General features: G+C 45.1%; 16 protein-coding genes. 3 read left to right on the forward strand and 13 right to left on the reverse strand.

Annotated features, from left to right (window positions below):
* Positions 1-47: 47 nt before the first annotated feature.
* Together ACI2JM_RS03485 and ACI2JM_RS03490 are read right to left on the reverse strand one after the other, a co-directional pair.
* Complete coding sequence (locus tag ACI2JM_RS03485; protein WP_404642141.1) at positions 48-1316, reverse strand: FAD-dependent monooxygenase; 1269 nt, start codon at positions 1314-1316, stop codon at positions 48-50.
* Between the two features lie 73 nt (positions 1317-1389).
* A complete protein-coding gene (locus tag ACI2JM_RS03490; protein ID WP_404642143.1) occupies positions 1390-2697 on the reverse strand; it encodes an FAD-dependent monooxygenase in 1308 nt (435 codons plus the stop codon).
* Between the two features lie 632 nt (positions 2698-3329).
* Here ACI2JM_RS03490 and ACI2JM_RS03495 point away from each other — a divergent pair.
* Together ACI2JM_RS03495 and ybeY are read left to right on the forward strand one after the other, a co-directional pair.
* On the forward strand, positions 3330-4412 hold the full coding sequence (locus ACI2JM_RS03495; protein ID WP_404642210.1) for a PhoH family protein: 1083 nt from the start codon (positions 3330-3332) through the stop codon (positions 4410-4412).
* 152 nt (positions 4413-4564) lie between these two features.
* On the forward strand, positions 4565-5179 hold the full coding sequence (gene ybeY, locus ACI2JM_RS03500; protein ID WP_404642145.1) for an rRNA maturation RNase YbeY: 615 nt from the start codon (positions 4565-4567) through the stop codon (positions 5177-5179).
* A 17-nt stretch (positions 5180-5196) separates the two neighbouring features.
* On the opposite strand, the gene ACI2JM_RS03505 is transcribed toward ybeY, so the two are convergent.
* Together ACI2JM_RS03505 and ACI2JM_RS03510 are read right to left on the reverse strand one after the other, a co-directional pair.
* Complete coding sequence (locus ACI2JM_RS03505; RefSeq protein ID WP_045451667.1) at positions 5197-6072, reverse strand: mechanosensitive ion channel family protein; 876 nt, start codon at positions 6070-6072, stop codon at positions 5197-5199.
* A gap of 108 nt (positions 6073-6180) precedes the next feature.
* On the reverse strand, positions 6181-7068 hold the full coding sequence (locus ACI2JM_RS03510; protein ID WP_060490580.1) for an energy transducer TonB: 888 nt from the start codon (positions 7066-7068) through the stop codon (positions 6181-6183).
* A 524-nt stretch (positions 7069-7592) separates the two neighbouring features.
* On the opposite strand from ACI2JM_RS03510, the gene ACI2JM_RS03515 reads away from it, so the two are divergent.
* A complete protein-coding gene (locus ACI2JM_RS03515; protein WP_045451664.1) occupies positions 7593-8372 on the forward strand; it encodes a hypothetical protein in 780 nt (259 codons plus the stop codon).
* A 141-nt stretch (positions 8373-8513) separates the two neighbouring features.
* Here ACI2JM_RS03515 and ACI2JM_RS03520 read toward each other — a convergent pair whose 3' ends face one another.
* From ACI2JM_RS03520 to nuoG, 9 genes are all read right to left on the reverse strand, one after another.
* Positions 8514-9356 (reverse strand): ferredoxin--NADP reductase, encoded by an 843-nt coding sequence (locus ACI2JM_RS03520; RefSeq protein WP_404642148.1) that lies wholly within the window; start codon positions 9354-9356, stop codon positions 8514-8516.
* Between the two features lie 167 nt (positions 9357-9523).
* Positions 9524-11002: an NADH-quinone oxidoreductase subunit NuoN gene (nuoN, locus tag ACI2JM_RS03525; RefSeq protein ID WP_404642150.1), complete on the reverse strand. Its 1479-nt coding sequence runs from the start codon at positions 11000-11002 to the stop codon at positions 9524-9526.
* A gap of 3 nt (positions 11003-11005) precedes the next feature.
* The gene (nuoM, locus tag ACI2JM_RS03530; protein WP_404642152.1) at positions 11006-12631 is read right to left on the reverse strand and encodes an NADH-quinone oxidoreductase subunit M; all 1626 of its coding nucleotides are present in this window, start codon (positions 12629-12631) and stop codon (positions 11006-11008) included.
* Position 12632: 1 nt separating this feature from the next.
* A complete protein-coding gene (gene nuoL / locus ACI2JM_RS03535) occupies positions 12633-14507 on the reverse strand; it encodes an NADH-quinone oxidoreductase subunit L (RefSeq protein WP_404642154.1) in 1875 nt (624 codons plus the stop codon).
* A gap of 4 nt (positions 14508-14511) precedes the next feature.
* Positions 14512-14820, reverse strand: coding sequence for an NADH-quinone oxidoreductase subunit NuoK (gene nuoK, locus ACI2JM_RS03540; protein WP_045445153.1), 309 nt, complete (start codon positions 14818-14820; stop codon positions 14512-14514).
* A gap of 98 nt (positions 14821-14918) precedes the next feature.
* Positions 14919-15665, reverse strand: a complete 747-nt coding sequence (gene nuoJ, locus ACI2JM_RS03545; protein ID WP_404642156.1) for an NADH-quinone oxidoreductase subunit J — start codon at positions 15663-15665, stop codon at positions 14919-14921.
* Positions 15662-16210, reverse strand: a complete 549-nt coding sequence (gene nuoI / locus ACI2JM_RS03550; RefSeq protein WP_045444743.1) for an NADH-quinone oxidoreductase subunit NuoI — start codon at positions 16208-16210, stop codon at positions 15662-15664. The genes nuoJ and nuoI overlap by 4 nt, the downstream gene beginning before the upstream one ends.
* Positions 16211-16278: 68 nt before the next feature.
* Entirely contained in the window at positions 16279-17271 is a 993-nt protein-coding gene (gene nuoH / locus ACI2JM_RS03555) for an NADH-quinone oxidoreductase subunit NuoH (protein ID WP_045445151.1), read from the reverse strand.
* A gap of 52 nt (positions 17272-17323) precedes the next feature.
* On the reverse strand, positions 17324-20386 hold the full coding sequence (gene nuoG / locus ACI2JM_RS03560) for an NADH-quinone oxidoreductase subunit NuoG (RefSeq protein WP_404642158.1): 3063 nt from the start codon (positions 20384-20386) through the stop codon (positions 17324-17326).
* Positions 20387-20388 lie beyond the last annotated feature (2 nt).

A 20388-nucleotide genomic window follows, 5' to 3' on the forward strand; every position in this document is an offset into this window, starting at 1 on the left:
ATCCTTAGTTTAGTTAAAAAGTTCAATTAATAATTTTAGTCAAAACCCTAAACCCCACTCGCCTGCTTAGCAAACAGTCTCATCAATGGCTTAATTTTGCCAACTCGATACATACCTTCGCTGCGGATTTGTTGAATAGGACGCATCTGTGCAAGTGACCCTGCAAATAGCCAGTTAAGCGCTGAGAAGCTGTGCATCATTAGACTGTTATGCGGACGGCGCAAACGCTCGTAGCTACGCAACGTTTGATTGCTGCCCCAGCTGGTTCCACCACTACGTTCAAAATCATGTGCCAATTGCTCGCTTAAAGCCTGTATATCGAGCATGCCTAAATTCAACCCTTGACCCGCCAGCGGATGGACGCCATGCGCCGCATCACCGATTAAGACCAAATTATCTGCGACGTAGCTTTTCGCTTGTTGCGCGGTCAGTGGAAAGCTAGCGATTGACTCAATTTGAGTGATAGCACCTAGCTCATAGTTACTGGCAGCAGCCAATTTATCAGCAATGACGCGCGCGTCCTCCTCTATCAACGCCAATGCTTGATTACGCGGCAATGTCCATACGATCGACTGCCAATGTTGTGGGTTGGCTTTATCTGCATCAGTAATATCAGCGAGCGGCAATAGTGCCAGCGTACCTGTGGGCAGCATCGCCTGACGGGCAGTCGCTTGATGCGGTTTTTCGGTGTGAATCGCACAGCAAATAGCGGTTTGATTATAATCGAGTGTGTCCAGCCCAATCGCCGCTTGCTGGCGCACAAATGAGCCACGACCATCGGCACCAACCAGCAGCATCGCATCGATAGCAGTATGATTGTCTAGCGTCACCCGGTAGCCTTGATCTGCACCTAACCAATCCATGTTTGTAACTTTTTGCCCCGCGATAATGGTTAGATAGTCACTGACATCATCTTCATATAGGCATTGCCATAACGCATGCTCAATGACAGCAGGCTCGACCATGCTACCGAGCATTTGCGGTAAATGATTGTTAGGATGATTATCGCCGCTATCGCCAAATAATAGCTCACCCATACCGTTTAGTTGCCATACCTGCATTTGCGAATAATCGGCTTTGCGCTCTGATGCTGCTATCTTTTGCCATGCGCCCACGTCTTTAAGTAAGTTAATACTTGCCAAGCTCAAGGCATAAACGCGCGCATCCCGCTTGCCAAGCACCTGTTGCCATTCTGAGTCATCACGTGCAGGACGGGCATCAATTAACGTCACAGGCATTTTTGCTTGCGCCAACTTTAAAGCAAGCGTTGCCCCAACAATACCGCTACCTATAATCAGCGTATGATTATTCTTCATAAGTTATTCCTACAGTTAAGTACAATCGTATAGAACATTGGTCTAGACCGTTAATATACCGTGATATGGCAAACTAGGACTTTAACCCCATAGCATAGTTAGCGACTAGTGGCTTAATATTTGGCAATTTATCAAAGGCAACCAAGGCCACATTTCGCGCCAACTTGATGGCTGGGTTAGGATGGGTAAAACCATGTACCACGGCATCACAGAAGCGAATGACGCGTTTTTGATCGCTTAGACGCGCTGTCTCATAACGTTTTAACAGTTGCGTATCACCGATGTCTTCGCCCTTTAGCACTTGCGCGCTCATCATTTGTGCCAGCACATGGGCATCGCGCATACAGAGGTTAAAACCTTGACCAGCGACAGGATGCAAGGTATGAGCAGCATTGCCCATGATGACACAGCGACCCTCTACTTGCTTGTCTGCCAGCACGCGTGTCAATGGATAAGCGCCGCGGCGACCAGCAGCGACAAACGTGCCCGCACGTTCACCAAAGGCTTGCCGCAATGTCGCTAAGAAATGCGCATCGTCTGCTAAGTATTTATTTTCTTCCCCTTTTGGGCAGACCCAAACCACCGAGCGTCTATAGCCTGTCTGATAGTCATCATTGCCGTCACCTTCTGGATCGGTCAGTGGCAACACCGCCAATGGCCCTGCTGGACTAAAACGCTCAATCGCTACATGTTCGTGTGGCTTGTCCGTTTCTACCACACCGACGATAGCGGTTTGCTGATAATCATAAGTCGTCGTGCCAATATTTAATAATTGGCGTACCGTCGAATCGCGACCATCACAAGCGACCAACACGCTAGCTTGCAATTGCTGCTCATGTTCCTCTTCACCATAATAGTTAAAGCTGAGTGTCACTCCATCCGCTTGTTGGGTCACGGCGCTGACACTGGCATTATCGATCAAAGTGATTAATGGCTCTTGCTGCGCGGCTAATAAAAGCTTACGTCCGAGCCACGCATTTTCCATCACTTGTCCAAATGACTCGACCCGCTCTTCAGCTTTGTTTAATTGTGCACGCCCAAAGCTGCCTTGCTCACTAATCTGCACCGCATCGATACGACAAGCATGACTTTGCAACTCATCCCATAAACCAATTTCTTGATAGATCTGTACCGTACGACGTGACAGTGCTGTATTGCGGCTGTCTAAATAATGGCTACGATTGCTGTCCTCATTTGGACTGATGGTTGGGTAGCTATTTTTTTCTAATAACATGCTAGCAATACCGTGATGCGCTAGTAACAGTGCAAAGGACAATCCCACATGACCACCACCAGCGATGAGGACTTGCTGCTCAGTAGCTGCCTTTTTATGTTCAAACTTTTTTTTAGCATTCGATAAATTCACATCAGTATTTTGCATTATTATTCCTAATTTTTATGTCTATTTTACGCTGTTGGGCGCACGCACTATAAGCGATGAATAATCGCTAGAATTATCTTAATTTTATAGGGAATATTTAACATTCACACATCGGCATAGCCTTAGTCGAATACGTAATACGCCCTAACCTTCATCAGCCTTCATCAGCCTTCATCATTTTATTCATATTTTAAACTCAGCGATAAAGCACTATGATATCCCCCATAGATTACCACAAATCACTCATCACTCTGTCGCCTTAACAGTAGCCAAAACTTATAACTGAAACGCTTGATTTCGTCACGCTCTAAACGTTATTTGCAATACTGTAACCCGCTCAAAAGTAGACATAAAAATATCAATGTCGAAAAGCGGTTGCAATCGTCGTACAAAAACAGTGTCATCTGTTCGACGTATGGCTTGAAATTTAAAATCTATCGACCATAATAAAGGCAAGACCGTTACTTATCATCACTCCTAAAACGAATAATAATTCTACCGTCATTTCTATCTCTATAACGTAAAGCCAAGACCATAACGACCGACCATTTTATCTCTTAAACCCGCAATGCCATCAAAACCAAATCATAGCGTTGGGTACATAATAAAAGGATAATCGCTTGACTGATTCCATGAGCCGCCGTATAAAGTTTGAATCATTGACACCAGCACAGCTCAAAACTGTGCTTGGTGAATACAACAACCACATGAAATATATCCAACAACGCCTCGATATCAAAATCATGCAGCGTCAAGGTGACTTCTGTTTGAGTGGCGACATATCGAATGTCGAGCGCGGTGAACGTATTATTTATAAACTGGTAGATGAGGCACAGAATACCAAGGACATTAGTGCAGCGGAGCTACATCTTATTATCCAATCGAGCATTTCTCGTGATGAAGATATGGAAGCGGAGGAGCAATTGGCAGATGACGAAGATAACTTAAGCCCAGCCAGCGACTTTACGCCTACTAGCCTGCGTACTCGAAATGGTAAAATTGTACCGCGCGGTGGCAATCAGCAGCGCTATGTTAAAGATATTTTATCCTCCGATGTGTCATTTGGTATTGGTCCTGCCGGTACAGGTAAGACTTATCTAGCTGTCGCTTGCGCTGTCGATATGCTTGAGCGTAACGAAATCGAGCGTATTTTACTGGTGCGTCCGGCGGTAGAAGCTGGTGAAAAACTGGGCTTTCTGCCAGGTGACTTGACGCAAAAAATCGATCCCTACTTGCGTCCATTATATGATGCGCTATATGAGATGATCGGCGTTGAAAAAGTGGGCAAGCTGATTGAAAAACAAGTCATCGAAATCGCACCCCTTGCCTATATGCGCGGTCGTACGTTAAACAACTCGTTTGTCATCTTAGATGAAGCGCAAAACACCACGCCTGAACAGATGAAAATGTTTTTGACCCGTTTGGGTTTCGGTTCACGAGCAGTAATTACAGGTGATATTACACAGGTCGATTTGCCACGTGGTCATAAGTCAGGCTTAGCGCAAGCAATGGAAATCTTAAGTGGTATTGAAGAAATTCATATCACCAAGTTTGATTCAAAAGATGTGGTACGTCATCAATTGGTACAGAAAATTGTAGAAGCCTACGATGTTTATGATGAAGAACAAGTAGCGTTAGAAGAAAAGCGTAAGTTTGAGCGCAGAAAAGAGCAAGAGCGTAAACAAGTTATTGCTAATGCTGCAGCCAAGCTATAAACGGTCTAGCCTGCTACTTAATGTTATAAAAATGCAAAGCCGGATTACTGTCAGTAATCCGGCTTTTTACGACGAGAGCTTTTTAGCTTTAGTCATAGGTTATATCAGATGATAAAGCACACCATCTTACAATAAAGTAAAAGGATAATGGCATGAGCCAAGAGAAGGGTAACAACAGTTTTGACAATCATGCTGCAAATGAGCGTGCTGGCGATGATGCCAGTTTGGCAGCACTTGATATCAGTGCCACCAGTAGTATTGATGATGACATACTAGACACTTTTTATGATCGTAAGCACTTACAGTCTGTGATGATGGCAGCGTTGGATTATATCGATGAGCGTATCAAAGAAGGCCTAACTCTACCCTATTTTGTAGATATCGATCCTGAGCTGTGGCAAGAGAAATCTAAAGTATTAGATATATACATTACCGATGAAATTGAGGGTCAGGCATTAAATCTGGAAGCTCGCGGTAAGGATTATGCGACCAATATTTTATCTTACCCAAGTGATCTGCCAGCCGCAATTATTGAGCTGATGCCAACGCTACCTCTCGGTGAGCTGGTCATCTGTCATGGCGTCATAGTACGTGAAGCCGCAGAACAAGAAAAGACAACCGCACAGCACATTAGCCATTTACTGATACATGGTGTGCTGCACTTATTGGGTTTTGATCATGAGCTTGGACAAGCCGAGCAAGATGAGATGGAACGGTTTGAAATTGAGATTTTAGCAGGTCTCAGCCTTCCAAACCCTTATACTTAATTCATATTTTTTAGCGACTAGTCTTTGGTCATCGGTAGCTTTTGTGCTTGACTCATCTGATTAATCATCTGATCCAGTCCTTTAACATGGACATTACGCTGCGGGAATGGAATGTCGATTTTTTCATCATCTAAGGCGTATTTGAATTGCTCCAGCAAATCACACTGCATTGTCCACCAGTCAGCATTGGTTGTCCAAATATTGAGCGTCAAGTCTACTGAGTTATCACCCAAATTGGTGACGCGTACGATAGGTTCAGGGTCAGTAAAGGCCAACGGATTATTTTTTGCCAAATTCAGCATCACGTTTTTGGCAGTTTTGATATCGGCATCATAGCCAATACCGACCGTGATATCGACACGGCGGTTGGGTAGCGCCGTATAGTTCGTCACAGCTGAAGTCGTAATATCACTATTTGGGATAATGATATCGTGATTGTTTATCGTCGTCAGGTGGGTATTGACCAAAGTGATTTCTGTTACGGTTCCTGTGTAGCTGCTGATTTGCACATAATCGCCGCGCACAAAGGGGCGAAACGTCACAATCATGATGCCAGCGGCAAAGTTAGACAACTGATCTTTTAGTGACAGACCAATGGCTACTGCAGCACCGCCCAATATAGCGACGACTGAGGTAGTCTGTACGCCAACCTTACTCAAGGCAGCTAATGCAACCACGACCAGTAACACTCCGTAGATTAGACGACCTAAAAAGTTCGCAACGGTATCATCTAAGCGACTACGCAACATCATTTTGTGAGCAACGGTGACTGCCTTTTTGGCAAGCCAGCGACCTACGACGAATATTAATATCGCTAGCGCAACTTTAATGACCAAGCTTAATGCGTTACTGGTTAAGTTGGCAACATCTATTGTAAAACCTAAAAATTCCATACTGACTCTTTATTTTATAGCGGTGTGTGGTATTCGTTTGTTATAAATATTGGTATCTTATCTGTTTGCAGCGTAGCTAACGCTTATCATCTATATATTGAATTCACCCTAATAAGTAACATCCACTTTATCGCTGTAACGATAGGTACGTATCAAACGTAGCTCAACGATATCTTCCATATCTTTGGTGAATTTACCAAAGGGTGCTGCTTGGCGTACCGATTGCTTTGCTGCTTCATCTAGTAATGTGGAGTTGGAGCTTTCAAGCAGACGTATGGCTTTAATATTACCATCACTACTGATGATGACCATAAGGCGCACTTCGCCCGTGATACCTTGTGCCCGCGCCTGCATGGGATAATGCAAATTCCCAATGCGTTCGACATGCTCACGGAAAGTATTAATATAATCAGCCGCGGCACCACGCGTCGTCGAGTTGCTATCGACCGTCACGACTTTTGATTTGGTTGCATAGACTTGCTGACGTTGAGACAGCTGTGTCTCTAAAGTAGCAATTTGTTTACGCAGACGCTCTTCTTGCGCCATCATATCATCTTGTGCTTGCTTGCTATCATTATCAGACTCCACACTCGCTTGACGCCAGCTTAAGGTGGTACGCAGATAGCTTTCTTGGTAATGCTGCTGGCGGACTTGACGCTGCAGGCTAATCACATCTTGCGTCTCACTTATTTGCTCAGCAGACAATGGGCTGATTTGGTCGTTCTCTTGTCTTAATTGCTCCTCCACTGTGCCGCCACCTTCTTGGGAAGCATTAGCAATAAAGTGAGCGTCTTCATTTGGCTGCATATTGTCGGTTAGCGCTTTTGCCACATCTTGCATCATTGCTGCAGGATCTTTGCCCATCGAAAAGCCAATACCAAAAATAATAATGGCGTGTACGGCCACAGCGATAACGATGGCCACTGGTAAACTAACATCCCGCTTAGGTGCTTGCGCGGAAAAATGATAGCTTTGTGAATCTTTGATATAGGCCACAATGGGTCTCAGCTTATGAATATGAGCTTATAAATACAAGACAGCAAGTAATAAGCGTTATGATAATGGGCAGGATTTATACTGGCGCTATCATAACATGACATAGAATTCTGTCGCTAGCACAACCGTTGCCGACTCATTTTAATCCGCTCACACATGATTTGTCTCCTTTGGTCAATTTATTGACAAGCGGAACCAGCAAAAATGATATAACACCAATGCGGCTATGTCATCGCTAGACCGTATTTTGAACATATAAGCATTGCCAATTAAATGATTTGCGACAAAACCCATGTGTCCATTTTGAAGCCATCATATTTGTTATATACTGTTTTATAATTTTTGTGTCATTAGGGCGGGTTAAACAGGCGTAAATAGACAGGGCTGATTATTGCTGATTAAGCAAAAACGCATGTAATGACCACTCGCCAGCTTTCATTAAAGAACAGTCTGTCATTTTTTAATCAGTCGCTCTTTATGCCATTGAGTCAGCTACCTCCCCTATAATTATAAGGATAATAAGTTTGAGTGATTTTGATAACAGGGATAATTCAGACAATTTTGATGAATTTTTTGAAAATATGGGCTATCGTTTCGACGAATCATTTAGCGATGGTTGGGAGCGCCTTACCCAATCAATCAAACAGATATATCATAGAACGACTGATAAATTCGAAGATGAGTTGTCGCTGCCAGTGGCACAGATTTATGTCAATGATGCGCTGCAGAAGTTCGTCACTGATAATGTAAAAGCCATCTTAGAGTTACGTGTTGAGATGCATGATGACTGGTTCCGCTTATACTGTACGGTCGATGCTGGTGGCATTTATGCAGAGGTGGCGAGTAATTTTAGTTTGATTCATGTACAGCTCGATCGTAACGTCCAGCGATTTGTCTTTGGTCAACAGACTTATACTGATGTGCTAAATCTACGTTGTGAGTCATTTATTAAGCGCCAAGGTATCAAACTGTTTATTTGGTTTTATCACACTATTCTGAAAAAAGATCCTTTAGGCTTTATTCTCTCTTATATCAATATCGCCCGTGCAAAAGACGAGGTTATCTACCTTGATATCAATCGCTGGTTAAAAAAGAACAAAAAAATTATGAGCACTTTGCATAAAGTTCAAGTCAACTATGGCGAGCTTGAAGAAGAGCAAATGATTTTGAAAACTCAAATCAATTATCGTGATTTATTGGCTGCCAGCAGTAACGAAGATATTATCGGTGATGATGATGAGCCTGAGCTGATGCAAGGTCCTATTAACCCAATAGATGATGCGACCGAACCGAGTCAGGTATAAATCTCTCAGTATACAAATGACGTTTTTTAGTTAGCAAAAAAGCGCTGACACTTAGAGACTATTTTTGTCTTTTAGCGTCAGCGCTTTTTTATCAAGCAAATTTTCAATGGCTTCTAAAGCGTGCCGTCACTAATCATGCAACTACCAGTAATTTTCTACCGCAATATTTCCCTCGCCGCGACGATTCATCACCAAGCCTAAAGTCTTGAGCGCTTCTTTGGTATCTTCCACCATGTCTGGATTGCCACATAACATGACGTGCGTGCTATCAACATCCAAGGCGATGCCCGCTCGCTCTTGCAGCGTACCATCTAGCAGCAGCTTGGGCAGACGCTCTGTCAGGGCGCCTTCGACAGGTTCACGGGTAATGATGGGAATAAAGATTAATTTTGCAGGATTTTCAACCAAAGAACCAAAGTCTTCTTGCAAGCTTTCAATCTTGTCAATATAGGCAAGCTCTTCTATCGAGCGCGCGCTATAGGCCAAGATGATGTGCTCGTAATCTTCCCACGTCTGCAAATCTTGTAACATTGACAAAAATGGTGCCAAGCCCGTTCCAGTCGCGAGCAGCCATAAATCTTTTGGTAAAGGCTTTTGATAACGTGCTAACGTCAAAAAACCAAACGGCATGGTATTAAGCAGCAGCTCATCGCCCACTTCTAAATGCTGCAACTGCGACGTAAATGCACCATCAGGAATTACGATAGAGAAAAATTCTAATACCTCATCAAAAGGTGAAGAGACGATGGAATAAGCCCGAAAGATGTCTTCGTTTAGTTTCTCATCCTGTTCTTCATTAGCAACGGCATTACCTGCTGCACGCTGCTGTTTATAATATTTTAATTGACTGGGATTGACGCCCAAACGCACAAATTGACCCGCAGTAAACTTAAAGCTATCAGGACGGCTGACAGTGAAGCTAAATAGGTTTGGCGTCCACGTGGTCTTACTAAGCACAGTTACTGTCTGAATATTATCACTCATAAGAATTATCGACTCGCTTTTTAGTAATCATTATTTTCATCAAGACTTTAAACGACACAAAACAAAAGATGCGCCAAGCTTATCACAAAGCTGGCGCATCTTGGGTTTCTGACCGTAATAACAGATAAGCAACGGTATCAGCATACCCCTACTTACCCTTTTGCTATTTACCAAATACGTGCCAGACTTGCCCATTCAATCATGCTGTTTGGCAAGATACCAAAGAAGATAATCATCGCAGTCACCGCAATAACCATGATACCGCCAGTACGCATCGCCCATTGGCTAGAAACGTCAAACTCAATGAACTGTTTCGGACGTTTAAAGAGGGTGAGCATCACGCGCAAGTAATAGAATAAGCCGATCGCACTACCCAAGATAATCATCGCTGCCAAGAACCAATTAGTTCCTTGTACCGCTGCCAATATCGCAAATAGCTTGGTAATAAAGCCAGCCGTCAACGGAATACCCGCCAATGACAACATCATAATAGTCATAACCGCAGTCAATACGGGACGACGCCAGAATAGCCCTTGATAATGGGTCAATTCATCAGCCTCACCAGATAAACGATAAGGGCTCGACATCAAGGTTACAACGCCAAAGGCACCGATAGAGGTTAATGCATAAACAGCCATATACATACTAGAGATACTATCCGCTGCCGCGCCGATACTGACGATGACAATCAACACGTAACCCATATGGGCAATGGATGAATAACCCAATAGGCGTTTGAGGCTGGTTTGACGTACTGCTAATAAGTTACCGACTAAGATAGATAGAGTTGCCATGACCATTAACAGCATTTGCACCGATGGTAAGGCCAATAAAGACGTATCGATTAAGAAACGAACCGCCAAGCCCATCATGGCTACTTTTGATACCGATGCTAAAAAGGTAGCGATTGGTGCTGGAGCGCCTTCGTAAACATCTGGTGTCCACATATGAAACGGCGCAGCAGAGAGTTTAAAGGCGATACCAAACATCATCATCGCCGCACCAAGTATCAGAAGTGGCGACTCAAAAACATCACCTAATACCATACTGATTGGCTTAAAGGCGAGCGAGCCTACTTCGGCATAGATAAATGCCATACCCATGAGCAATGTCGCCGATGCCGTCGCTGACAGCACCAAGTATTTCAGACCCGATTCGAGCGAGCGGTTACGCATATAGGTATATGACAGCATGCCGTATAGCGGTATAGACAGCATCTCTAAGCTCATAAAGAATGACGCTAAATGCTGAGCACTGACCATCAGTAAAGCACCAATCGTCGATAGCAACATGAGCAAATACAGCTCTTCTTTATTATCCTTGAGGTTGGCTAAATACGCATAAGACAACGTACAGCAAGCCAATGCACAGATAAAGATAATGACCATATTAAACTGAGCAAAGTTATCGATAACGAATAACTGCTCAGCATTTGGTACGAGAGTACCGCTATTCACAATCCCTGTCATTTGCCCAATGAGAGTAAATAGACCAATATTTAAGCCGACGACCGTTATCGTACCAGTCACCATATGTGAGCGTTTAATTGCGATGGCAATCATGACCACCAATACCGTAATAACGACGGCAATGATTGGCGCATAAGGCAATAACCCCATCAAATCATTCATCGTAATATCATTCATGACTTAACGTGCCTCCATTGCATCAAGCAGTTGCGACGCATCTACTTGTGTGACTTGACTGTATATATAAGCGTTATTGATCCACTGCATCGCATGACTTGACGTATCAAGGAACGGCTGTGGATATAGACCGAGCCAGACCAAACCTGCAGCGAGCATCAATAACAATGACAACTCACGCTTGCCCAAATCTTTTAATGGACGCGTAGGCAAACCATGTGCTTTGGTTTCTTGCATGGCGACTGCTTCGATATTGTTTTTGCCAAATAATGCACGGTGAATCAAAATAAGCGAGTATAGCCCTGCTAGTACCAGACTGAATGTTGCAAAGACCACAAATACTGGATACTGAGCAAAAGCACCAAATAAAATCATGAACTCGCCGATGAAGTTACCTGTCCCCGGAATACCGAGCAATGCCGCACAGAAGAACATCAGTATCGGTGCGTAGTAACGGAACTGACCCCACATACCACCCATCAAGGTTAGATCGCGCGTATGTAGACGCTCATATAACTGCCCTGCCATGATGAATAGCGCTGCTGAGCTTAAGCCATGTGCCAGCATCTGAATCATCAGACCTTGTAAGCTGAGTAAGGTTCCAGCATAAATTGCTAATACCACAAAGCCCATATGCGAGATACTGGTATAAGCCAGTAGACGCTTCATATCGGTCTGCATAAAGGCGAGCCATGCACCATAGAAGATACCAATCGTACCCAAGGTCATCGCAATCGGCGCAAAATCTTGTGATGCTGCTGGAAATAATGGCAAGACAAAACGAATCAAACCATAAGCGGCGGTTTTAATCAAAACCCCTGCCAAATCCACCGAACCTGCCGTTGGTGCTTGTGCATGCGCATCTGGCAACCAGCCATGGAACGGAATAATCGGCAACTTAACCGCAAAGCCAATAAAGAAGCACAGCATGATCGGATATTCCCAGCCGCCAAGTGACGTACCGAGCAAATCATTATAATTAAAGCTCACCACCCCTTTTTGGGCGTAGCTGATAATGACCAATATCAAAATGCCGACCAGCATAATAAGCCCAGAAGCTTGGGTATAAATAAAGAACTTAGTCGCTGCGTATTCCTTGGTTTTGCCAATCACATCATGACCCCAAATAGCGATCAAGAAGTAGATAGGAACCAGCATCATCTCCCAAAAGAAGAAGAACAAGAACAGATCAATGGCTAAGAAAACACCAATGACGCCGCCCAAACTCCACAAAAGGTTGAGATGGAAAAAGCCGACTCGACGCTGAATCTCATTCCACGAACAAGCCACTGCGGCAATACCGAGCAGTCCTGTTAACGCCACCATCATCAGTGACAAGCCATCCATCGCTAAATGGAAGCTAATACCAAAGCTCGGTATCCATGGCACACTAAATTCAGCGACCCAAGGCACAGCAGCATCTGGCGCAATGACTTGTTTACTCATACCGCTAAAGTCGCCGTATTGCCACAGCACTAGCGACAACACAAAGGTCAACGTCATACCGATTAGAGCAATCCAGCGCGGCAGACGTTTATTAAAGCGCTCGACCAACCAACATAACAACCCGGCAATAAAGGGAATTGCAATTAATGCTGGTAGCATCCACGTTTGTTGTAACTCAATCATCTTATACCACCGTCATCATTACCAGCACTAGTAATACAGCCATGCCCAAGCCAAAGCTTGCAGCGTAACCTCGAAGTGACCCAGTTTGCGTCGCAGACAATACCTTATTACCAGCAGATGCCAGCTTAGGCAAGACGAGCCACGCTTTATCGATAGGGTCGGCTTTAAATAAGCGGCCGATTAACAAAAAGGGTTTTACAAAAATTACATCGTATAGCGCATCAAAACCTAGACCATGATAACACCAGTGATATAGCGCCCCACCAACACGTGAGCGCTTAAAGCGGGTGAGCATGCGACCTTTATCCACCACATATAATAGCGCCGCTATTATTAGACCAGCCAGCATCGCACCCATGGCGATAAACTCAGCCGTATGCTTACCATGCGCTTGACCAGCGACTTCCAATAAATGCCCAACACTCTCTGGCAAGACGCCTTGCAATGGCGGGGTAATAAATGCGCCCACTGCCGTTGATAATACGAGCAACACACTAAGTGGCAGCCAATATGACATACCTGATAATTTGTGTGCATGGGTCTTTTCTTCACCAAAGAAGATAATCCAAATCATACGGAAGGTATAAAGCGCGGTTAAGAAAGCACCGAATACACCCATATAGAATAAGACCATATGACCGGTGGCATAACTCTCCCAAAGAATCGCTTCTTTAGAATAAAAGCCAACGGTAACCCAAGGTATCGCTGCCAATGCACCGCCACCAACGATATAGCACCAAAATACCAACGGTATCTTTTTACGTAGACCGCCCATCTTAAAGATGTTTTGCTCATGGTGTACCGCAAGGATGACGGCACCCGATGATAAGAATAACAGGGCTTTAAAGAAAGCATGGGTCATCAGATGGAAGATTGCGCCCTGCCACGCGCCAACGCCTAGTGCCAAGAACATATAGCCGATTTGGCTCATCGTTGAATAAGCAAGAATACGTTTGATGTCGGTTTGTGCCAGTGCACAGAATCCAGCAACGACCAACGTCAACGCCCCTACGCCGCCGACCCAATATAATAAAATACCAGGGGTCAGCTCAAACAATGGATGTAGACGAGCGATTAAATAAACACCTGCCGTGACCATCGTTGCCGCGTGAATGAGCGCTGATACTGGCGTCGGACCTGCCATCGCATCAGCCAGCCATGTATGTAATGGCAGCTGCGCTGATTTACCCATCGCGCCGCCAACTAACATCATGGTTGTCAACATCATCGTTGGATTGTTGATATCGAATACTTCTGGCGCACGGGTAATAATCTCTTGAATATTAAGCGTACCAAATTCGCGGAATAATAAAAACAGACCGAAGGCTAAGAATACATCACCCACGCGCGTCACCGTAAAGGCTTTCATCGCTGCAAGACCATTGGCGCGGTCATGGTAATAAAAACCGATCAGTAAGTACGAACAGATACCAACGCCTTCCCAGCCAAGATAAAGCAAGAACAAGTTATCTGCCAAGACTAGCAACAGCATGCTGGCGACGAACAAGTTCATATAGCTAAAGAAGCGGGCAAAGCCAGTGTCGCCTTTCATATACCAAGCGGCAAAGAGATGGATTAAAAAGCCAATCCCAGTGATGACACCCGTCATCGTCAGTGCCAAACCATCAAAGCTCAGACCGAAACTTGGGGCAAAATCCCCGACTTGGAACCATGTCCAAAGCGGAATCTCTATGACTGTTCCTGCTGGATTATTGGTTAAAAAAGTATAACTAACGATTAGCGTGCATAGTGCTGATAACAGCATACTACCGACACCGACAATCGCTGCCACCTGCTCTGTTAGCTTGTCGCGCATAAAGGCTAAAATCAAAAAGCCAACGAGCGGGAATATAAAGGTTAATGGTAATAAACTCATGACATCATCCTTTCATCTCATTGGCGCTGTCGACATCGAGATGCCCACGCTGATGATAAAACCGCAATAATATTGCCAAACCAATGGCGGCCTCTGCTGCTGCCAAGGTCAAAATAAAGATAAACATAATCTGTCCATCTGGATCAACCCAACGACTACCTGCCACCACAAATGCTAATGCTGTTGCATTCATCATGATCTCAAGGCTCATTAGCATAAATAGGAAGTTACGTCGTACCATGACGCCGCACAGACCAATGGCAAATAAGATACCTGCCAAAATCAGTCCATGGCTCATGGGTATCATGCCCAGTACATTCTGCGCCTCAGCAATCGGCTGTACTAAGCCGGCTACCTCGTGGGCAAACGGCACGTTTGACACATCTTGTGCCACGCTCGCTGCTAGTACCATTAGTCTGACTCCTTGCGCGTGACTGTATTCACACCCAGCTGCGTACCTGCATTCATACTTACATAGTCATGCGGGTCAACATCTTTATATTCGTAAGGTTCTGCCATTTTCGCCGCGTCAGCATCTATAGGCATACCGTGATTATCGTAGTGTTTGATACTTGCGACATTAGCATTAGATGCTTGACTATCATTACTGTGGTTTGCATTAACAGTAACCTCATCAGCGATAGACTCTTTACCCAAATGATACGCGGCGACCAAGGCTGCCAATAGTAGCAATGCAGCCACTTCTATCAACATCACATATTTAGTAAATAGTACCGTACCGACTGCTTTGGCAGATATTGTCGAGCCACCAATCATTGCCGCTTCGTCATGACCCATACCAATCATCGCATACAGCACAACCGCGATAATAATCGTTAACCCTGTCGGTAGCGCCCAAGTGCCCGCATCAAGCCAGCGCTCTTCACGCTCATCATTGCTCATGCCTAAATTAAGCATCATAATAACAAAGACAAATAGCACCATAATGGCGCCGGCATAGACGACAATCTCTAACGCACCAGCAAATGGCGCGCCTAGGACGAAAAATATCCCTGCGATTGCCAGTAATGACACAATCATCGATAAGATAGCATGCACTGGATTGGCCTGAGTCACGACGCGCAGACTGGCAAATATGGCCACTGCTGCAAGCGAATAAAACCCCGCCAGTTCAGGATGGTTCAAAATATTCATCATGGTAGCAAGCTCCTTAGATCAATCGGTGCAGCTTCGTTTTGTGCTGCGCCTTTTGGTTTGTCCGCTACCGCCATACCCGTCACACGATAATAGTTATAATCAGGATATTTACCCGGCCCTGAAATGAGCAAATGCTCTTTTTCGTAGACCAAGTCTTGGCGCTTATATTCACCCAACTCAAAGTCAGGCGTCATTTGAATGGCTGTCGTTGGACACGCCTCTTCACACAAGCCACAAAAAATACAGCGCGAAAAGTTAATTCGAAAAAACTCTGGATACCAACGACCGTCTTCACGTTCCGCTTTTTGTAAGGAGATACACCCTACCGGGCATGCCACCGCACACAAGTTACAAGCCACACAGCGCTCGTCTCCATCAGGGTCACGCGTTAGAACAATACGTCCACGAAAACGCGGCGGCACAGGTACCGGCACCTCAGGATAAAGGATGGTGTCACGCGGTCTGAGCGCATGACTATTGACCATCCACATGCTGCGGACAATGGTAAATAGTCCAATGACGGTCTTTTTTATGGTAGTAAACATGGGATTATTATCCTTATCAGCTTTACCCTAGTTCATCAATGATGGCTAGTGATGGCTACTAGTAATGATTACAACGTTGGGGAAAAGATCAAAATGACCGCAGCAGTAACCAACAGATTAATCAGCGTTACTGGCAGACAAACTTTCCAGCCAAAGTTCATCACTTGATCATAACGCGGACGCATGAGTGAGCCTCGAGCCAAAATAAACATGGTCATAAAGAACAGCGTTTTAATCATGAACCAAAAAGCTGGTGGAATAAATGGAATATCTAAGTTGAAAGGTGCAAGCCAACCACCAAAGAATAAGCACGTCATCAAGGCAGAAATCAGTACAACGTTGACATATTCGCCAATAAAGAACATACCGAACTTCATGCCAGAATATTCAACATGATAGCCTTCAGCCAGTTCTTGCTCTGCTTCTGGCTGATCAAATGGATGTCTATGCGTAACGGCAACGCCAGCAACAACAAAGGTCAAAAAGCCAAAAAACTGCGGAATGATATACCAGCCGTCGATTTGCGCCTCAACAATGGCGCGCAAGTTAAATGAGCCTGTCAATGCGACTACGCCCATCAGTGATAAGCCCAAGAAGACTTCATAACTGATCGTTTGTGCAGCAGAGCGCAAACCACCCAGTAGCGAGAATTTATTGGCAGAGGCCCAACCACCGAACATGACTGCATAGACGGCAATACCTGCCATCGCAAAGAAGAACAGAATACCAATGTCCCAATCAGCCACGCCAAGCGTCGGCGAGATAGGAATAATGGCAAATGAGGCCAATGCGGTAAACATCGCGACCGCAGGTGCCAAGGTAAACATAAACTTATCGGTAAAGTTCGGCGTCCAATCTTCTTTAAAGAAGATTTTGAGCATATCAGCAACCAGCTGCAACGAACCAAAGGGTCCGACGCGGTTTGGACCGTAACGGTCTTGCCAGAGTGCTAGCATGCGGCGCTCATAGACAATCATCATAGCGGCAACCATAACCACGACCAAGAAGATGACCAGTGATTGCCCGACCATAAATAAAATGGACCAAGCATCAAAGCTCATGCTACCAGCCAAGAAGCTTGGCACATCAGGGATAATACGGGTAACTTGCATATTACACCTCCTGTGTGGTGGTCGGTGCTGTGTTCATTTGCGCAGCATCGTTATTGTTCATCATATCGTTAGCCATGCTACCCATCATCGTCACTGGTGCATCCACTTTGCGAACCGACGCTGGCATTGATGGATGAATAATACTCACCTGCCCAACTGGGTAACCGATACAGCCTTCTGCTAAATAACCGACAATCTGTACTGGTAAGGTAATTTGTTGCTTATCGACTTCAATCGCTAAGTAATCGCCATTAGCGATGTTCCAGTCCTTAGCATCATCCATCCCGATACGCCATGCAGCAACAGGCAGTTGCTCCGCAACCACTGGGCTACGTGACGCCATCATAGAGCTGGCATAAATATTATTGATAGGCACCAGTTTGGCTTGTCCTTGCTGCATATCGGTCGTCGTCGCAGACATAGTATCTGGTGCAACATATTGACGTGTTTCTAAACGTGCTAGCTGATCGAACATGCGCACACCTGGGTCGCCATTTTTTAGATGACCACCGACCTTGTCTTGATACTTGTTCCACGCTTGCGGTGAGTTCCAGCCTGCCGCATTGGCAAAAGGAATCATTGAGCTTGGCGTTTCTTTACCACTATAACCTTCCATTGAGAAAGTCAAACCGGTGTCTAAATCTTTTGGCTGCATCGGCTCATGCACAGATATCGGTGCACGCATAGCGGTACGACCTGAATAGCGACGCGGCTGACGAGCAATTTTAAGACCCGTCATACGGTAATCGGCATCAGGAGCAGCATTTTTAATACCAGCAAGCTTAGGATGTGTAGCAATTAATGCATTGATGACGTCATCTAGCTGCGTCCAATCGACATCACGACCTTCTATGCTGCTATGCACGGCATGTAACCAGCGCCAGCCTTCTTTGATACTGCTCATCGGATGATAGTATTCGTTGTCGTAAACTTGGAAGAAGCGCTGTGCACGACCTTCAGCAGATATCAACGTACCGTCTGCTTCTGCAAAGCTTGCCGCAGGTAACACAATATCGACATCTTTATGCCAATCAAGCAGCTGGTGATCTAAGGCAATGACAGTCTTATCGGCTAATAGTTGAGTCAACTTACTGGCATCAATGGCATCAGTCAGCTGATTTTCAGCAACGATGACCACATCAAAATCAGTCGCCAGTAGCTCTTCGACTGATTGACCGCCAAGCATGCAAACACCCATGCTATTGGCATCGGTAACCGTTAGGTAAATACCTGCTTGTGCCTGATATTTATTGTTTACTTCTTTCAGCTCAAGTTTTTTAGCAGGAGCGCGTTCTACATTGTCTTGCGTTTCTGTATCAACACCGGTTTCAGGTTTGTTTGGTTTAGCGGATAGCTCTTTATCTTCTATTTGCGCTTGCTCATCACGGACTTGAGCATTATACGTGTCCACTTGCTGCTGTTCAGTCGCTTTAATGGCTGAGCGTTTTTGCGTCAATGCTTGAGTAATCTGCGCCGCTGCTTCAATCAAAGCCGTAGAGGATAAACTGCTACCCGAGATAACCAGTGGCTTATCTGCTTGAATCAAGTCATAAGCGATTTGCTGAGCCAACGCTTGCATGCCATCAGTTTCAATACTTGCATCAGCATCTTGCTCAGCTGCTTGTAGGTCTGCGATTTCTGCGAAATCATCAGCGAAATTGGCAATTTCATCAGCGACTTTAAAGCCAAGTTTAGTGATGTCTTCAGGCGTTGCTACGACACTGACTTTACTGATGTCTTCTAGCTTAGTCTGTACCACGTCGATGACATAAACTGGGCTTAACGCATCTTGAGCAATACGTTTAACAGGCTCGGCAAGCCACGGCTGCGTTTGTAGCGCCGCTGCCATTTTCAGGCCTTCGTTTTTTGCCGCTTGGCGTACTGACAACGCGACACGTGATGAAGTTTGGGTGATATCTTCACCCAATACTAATACCGCATCATAACTTTCGATATCAGTCATGCTTGGGTTATAAATGCCTTCCGTGCTAAGCACTTCGATACATTTATTGACCAACGCTTGCTGCTGATGGTTCAAACCTGTTGAAAACTTATCAAAGCCAACGAGGTTTTTTAGCGCAAAGTTGGTCTCTAAACTGGCACGTGGTGAGCCAATCCCGATAACTTTTTTATCTTTGATACGCTTGATGGTTTCATCAAGTGCGTAGTCAATATTGATTTTGACATGCTTATCATTGATACGTTCAAGCGCTTGGGTTGGACGATCATCACGATTGACATAGCCATAACCAAAGCGACCACGGTCACATAAGAAATAGCGGTTTACTTCACCGTTATAGCGGTTTTCGATACGGCGCAATTCACCATAACGCTCACCTGGTGAGATGTTACAACCTGCTGAGCAACCATGACAGATGCTTGGCGCATACTGCATGTCCCATTTACGGTTATAACGCTCAGAATGTGTTTTGTCAGTAAATACACCCGTTGGGCAGACTTCCGTTAAGTTGCCTGAGAATTCGCTTTCAAACTGACCATCTTTATCACGACCAAAATAGACACGGTTGTTTGAGCCATAAACACCCAAATCTTCGCCGCCCGCATAGTCTTTATAAAAACGTACACAACGATAGCAAGCGATACAGCGGTTCATTTCATGCGCGATGAATGGACCAAGCTCTTGATTGTGATGCGTGCGCTTGGTAAAGCGATAGCGACGACGGCTATGACCCGACATATAGGTCATATCTTGCAGATGGCAATGTCCGCCCTCTTCACAAGTTGGGCAATCATGTGGATGGTTGGTCATGAGTAGCTCAACCATCGACTTGCGGAATGCTTTGGCTTCATCGTCAGTAACAGAGATATACATGTCATCGCCCGGAGCGACCATACATGACATCACAAGACGGCCACGACCTGCTTCCATATCTTCTTTGTTTTGGAATTGCTTGACCGCGCACTGACGGCACGACCCTACTGAGCCAAGGGCTGGATGATAACAAAAATACGGCACATCAATGCCGAGTGATAAGCAGGCTTGTAGCAAGTTATCTGCGCTATCTACTTCGACAGTGGTTCCATCAATATGTATGACTGCCATGC

The sequence above is a fragment of the Psychrobacter sp. NPDC064578 genome, from assembly GCF_044901245.1.
GTDB lineage: Bacteria > Pseudomonadota > Gammaproteobacteria > Pseudomonadales > Moraxellaceae > Psychrobacter > Psychrobacter cibarius_C.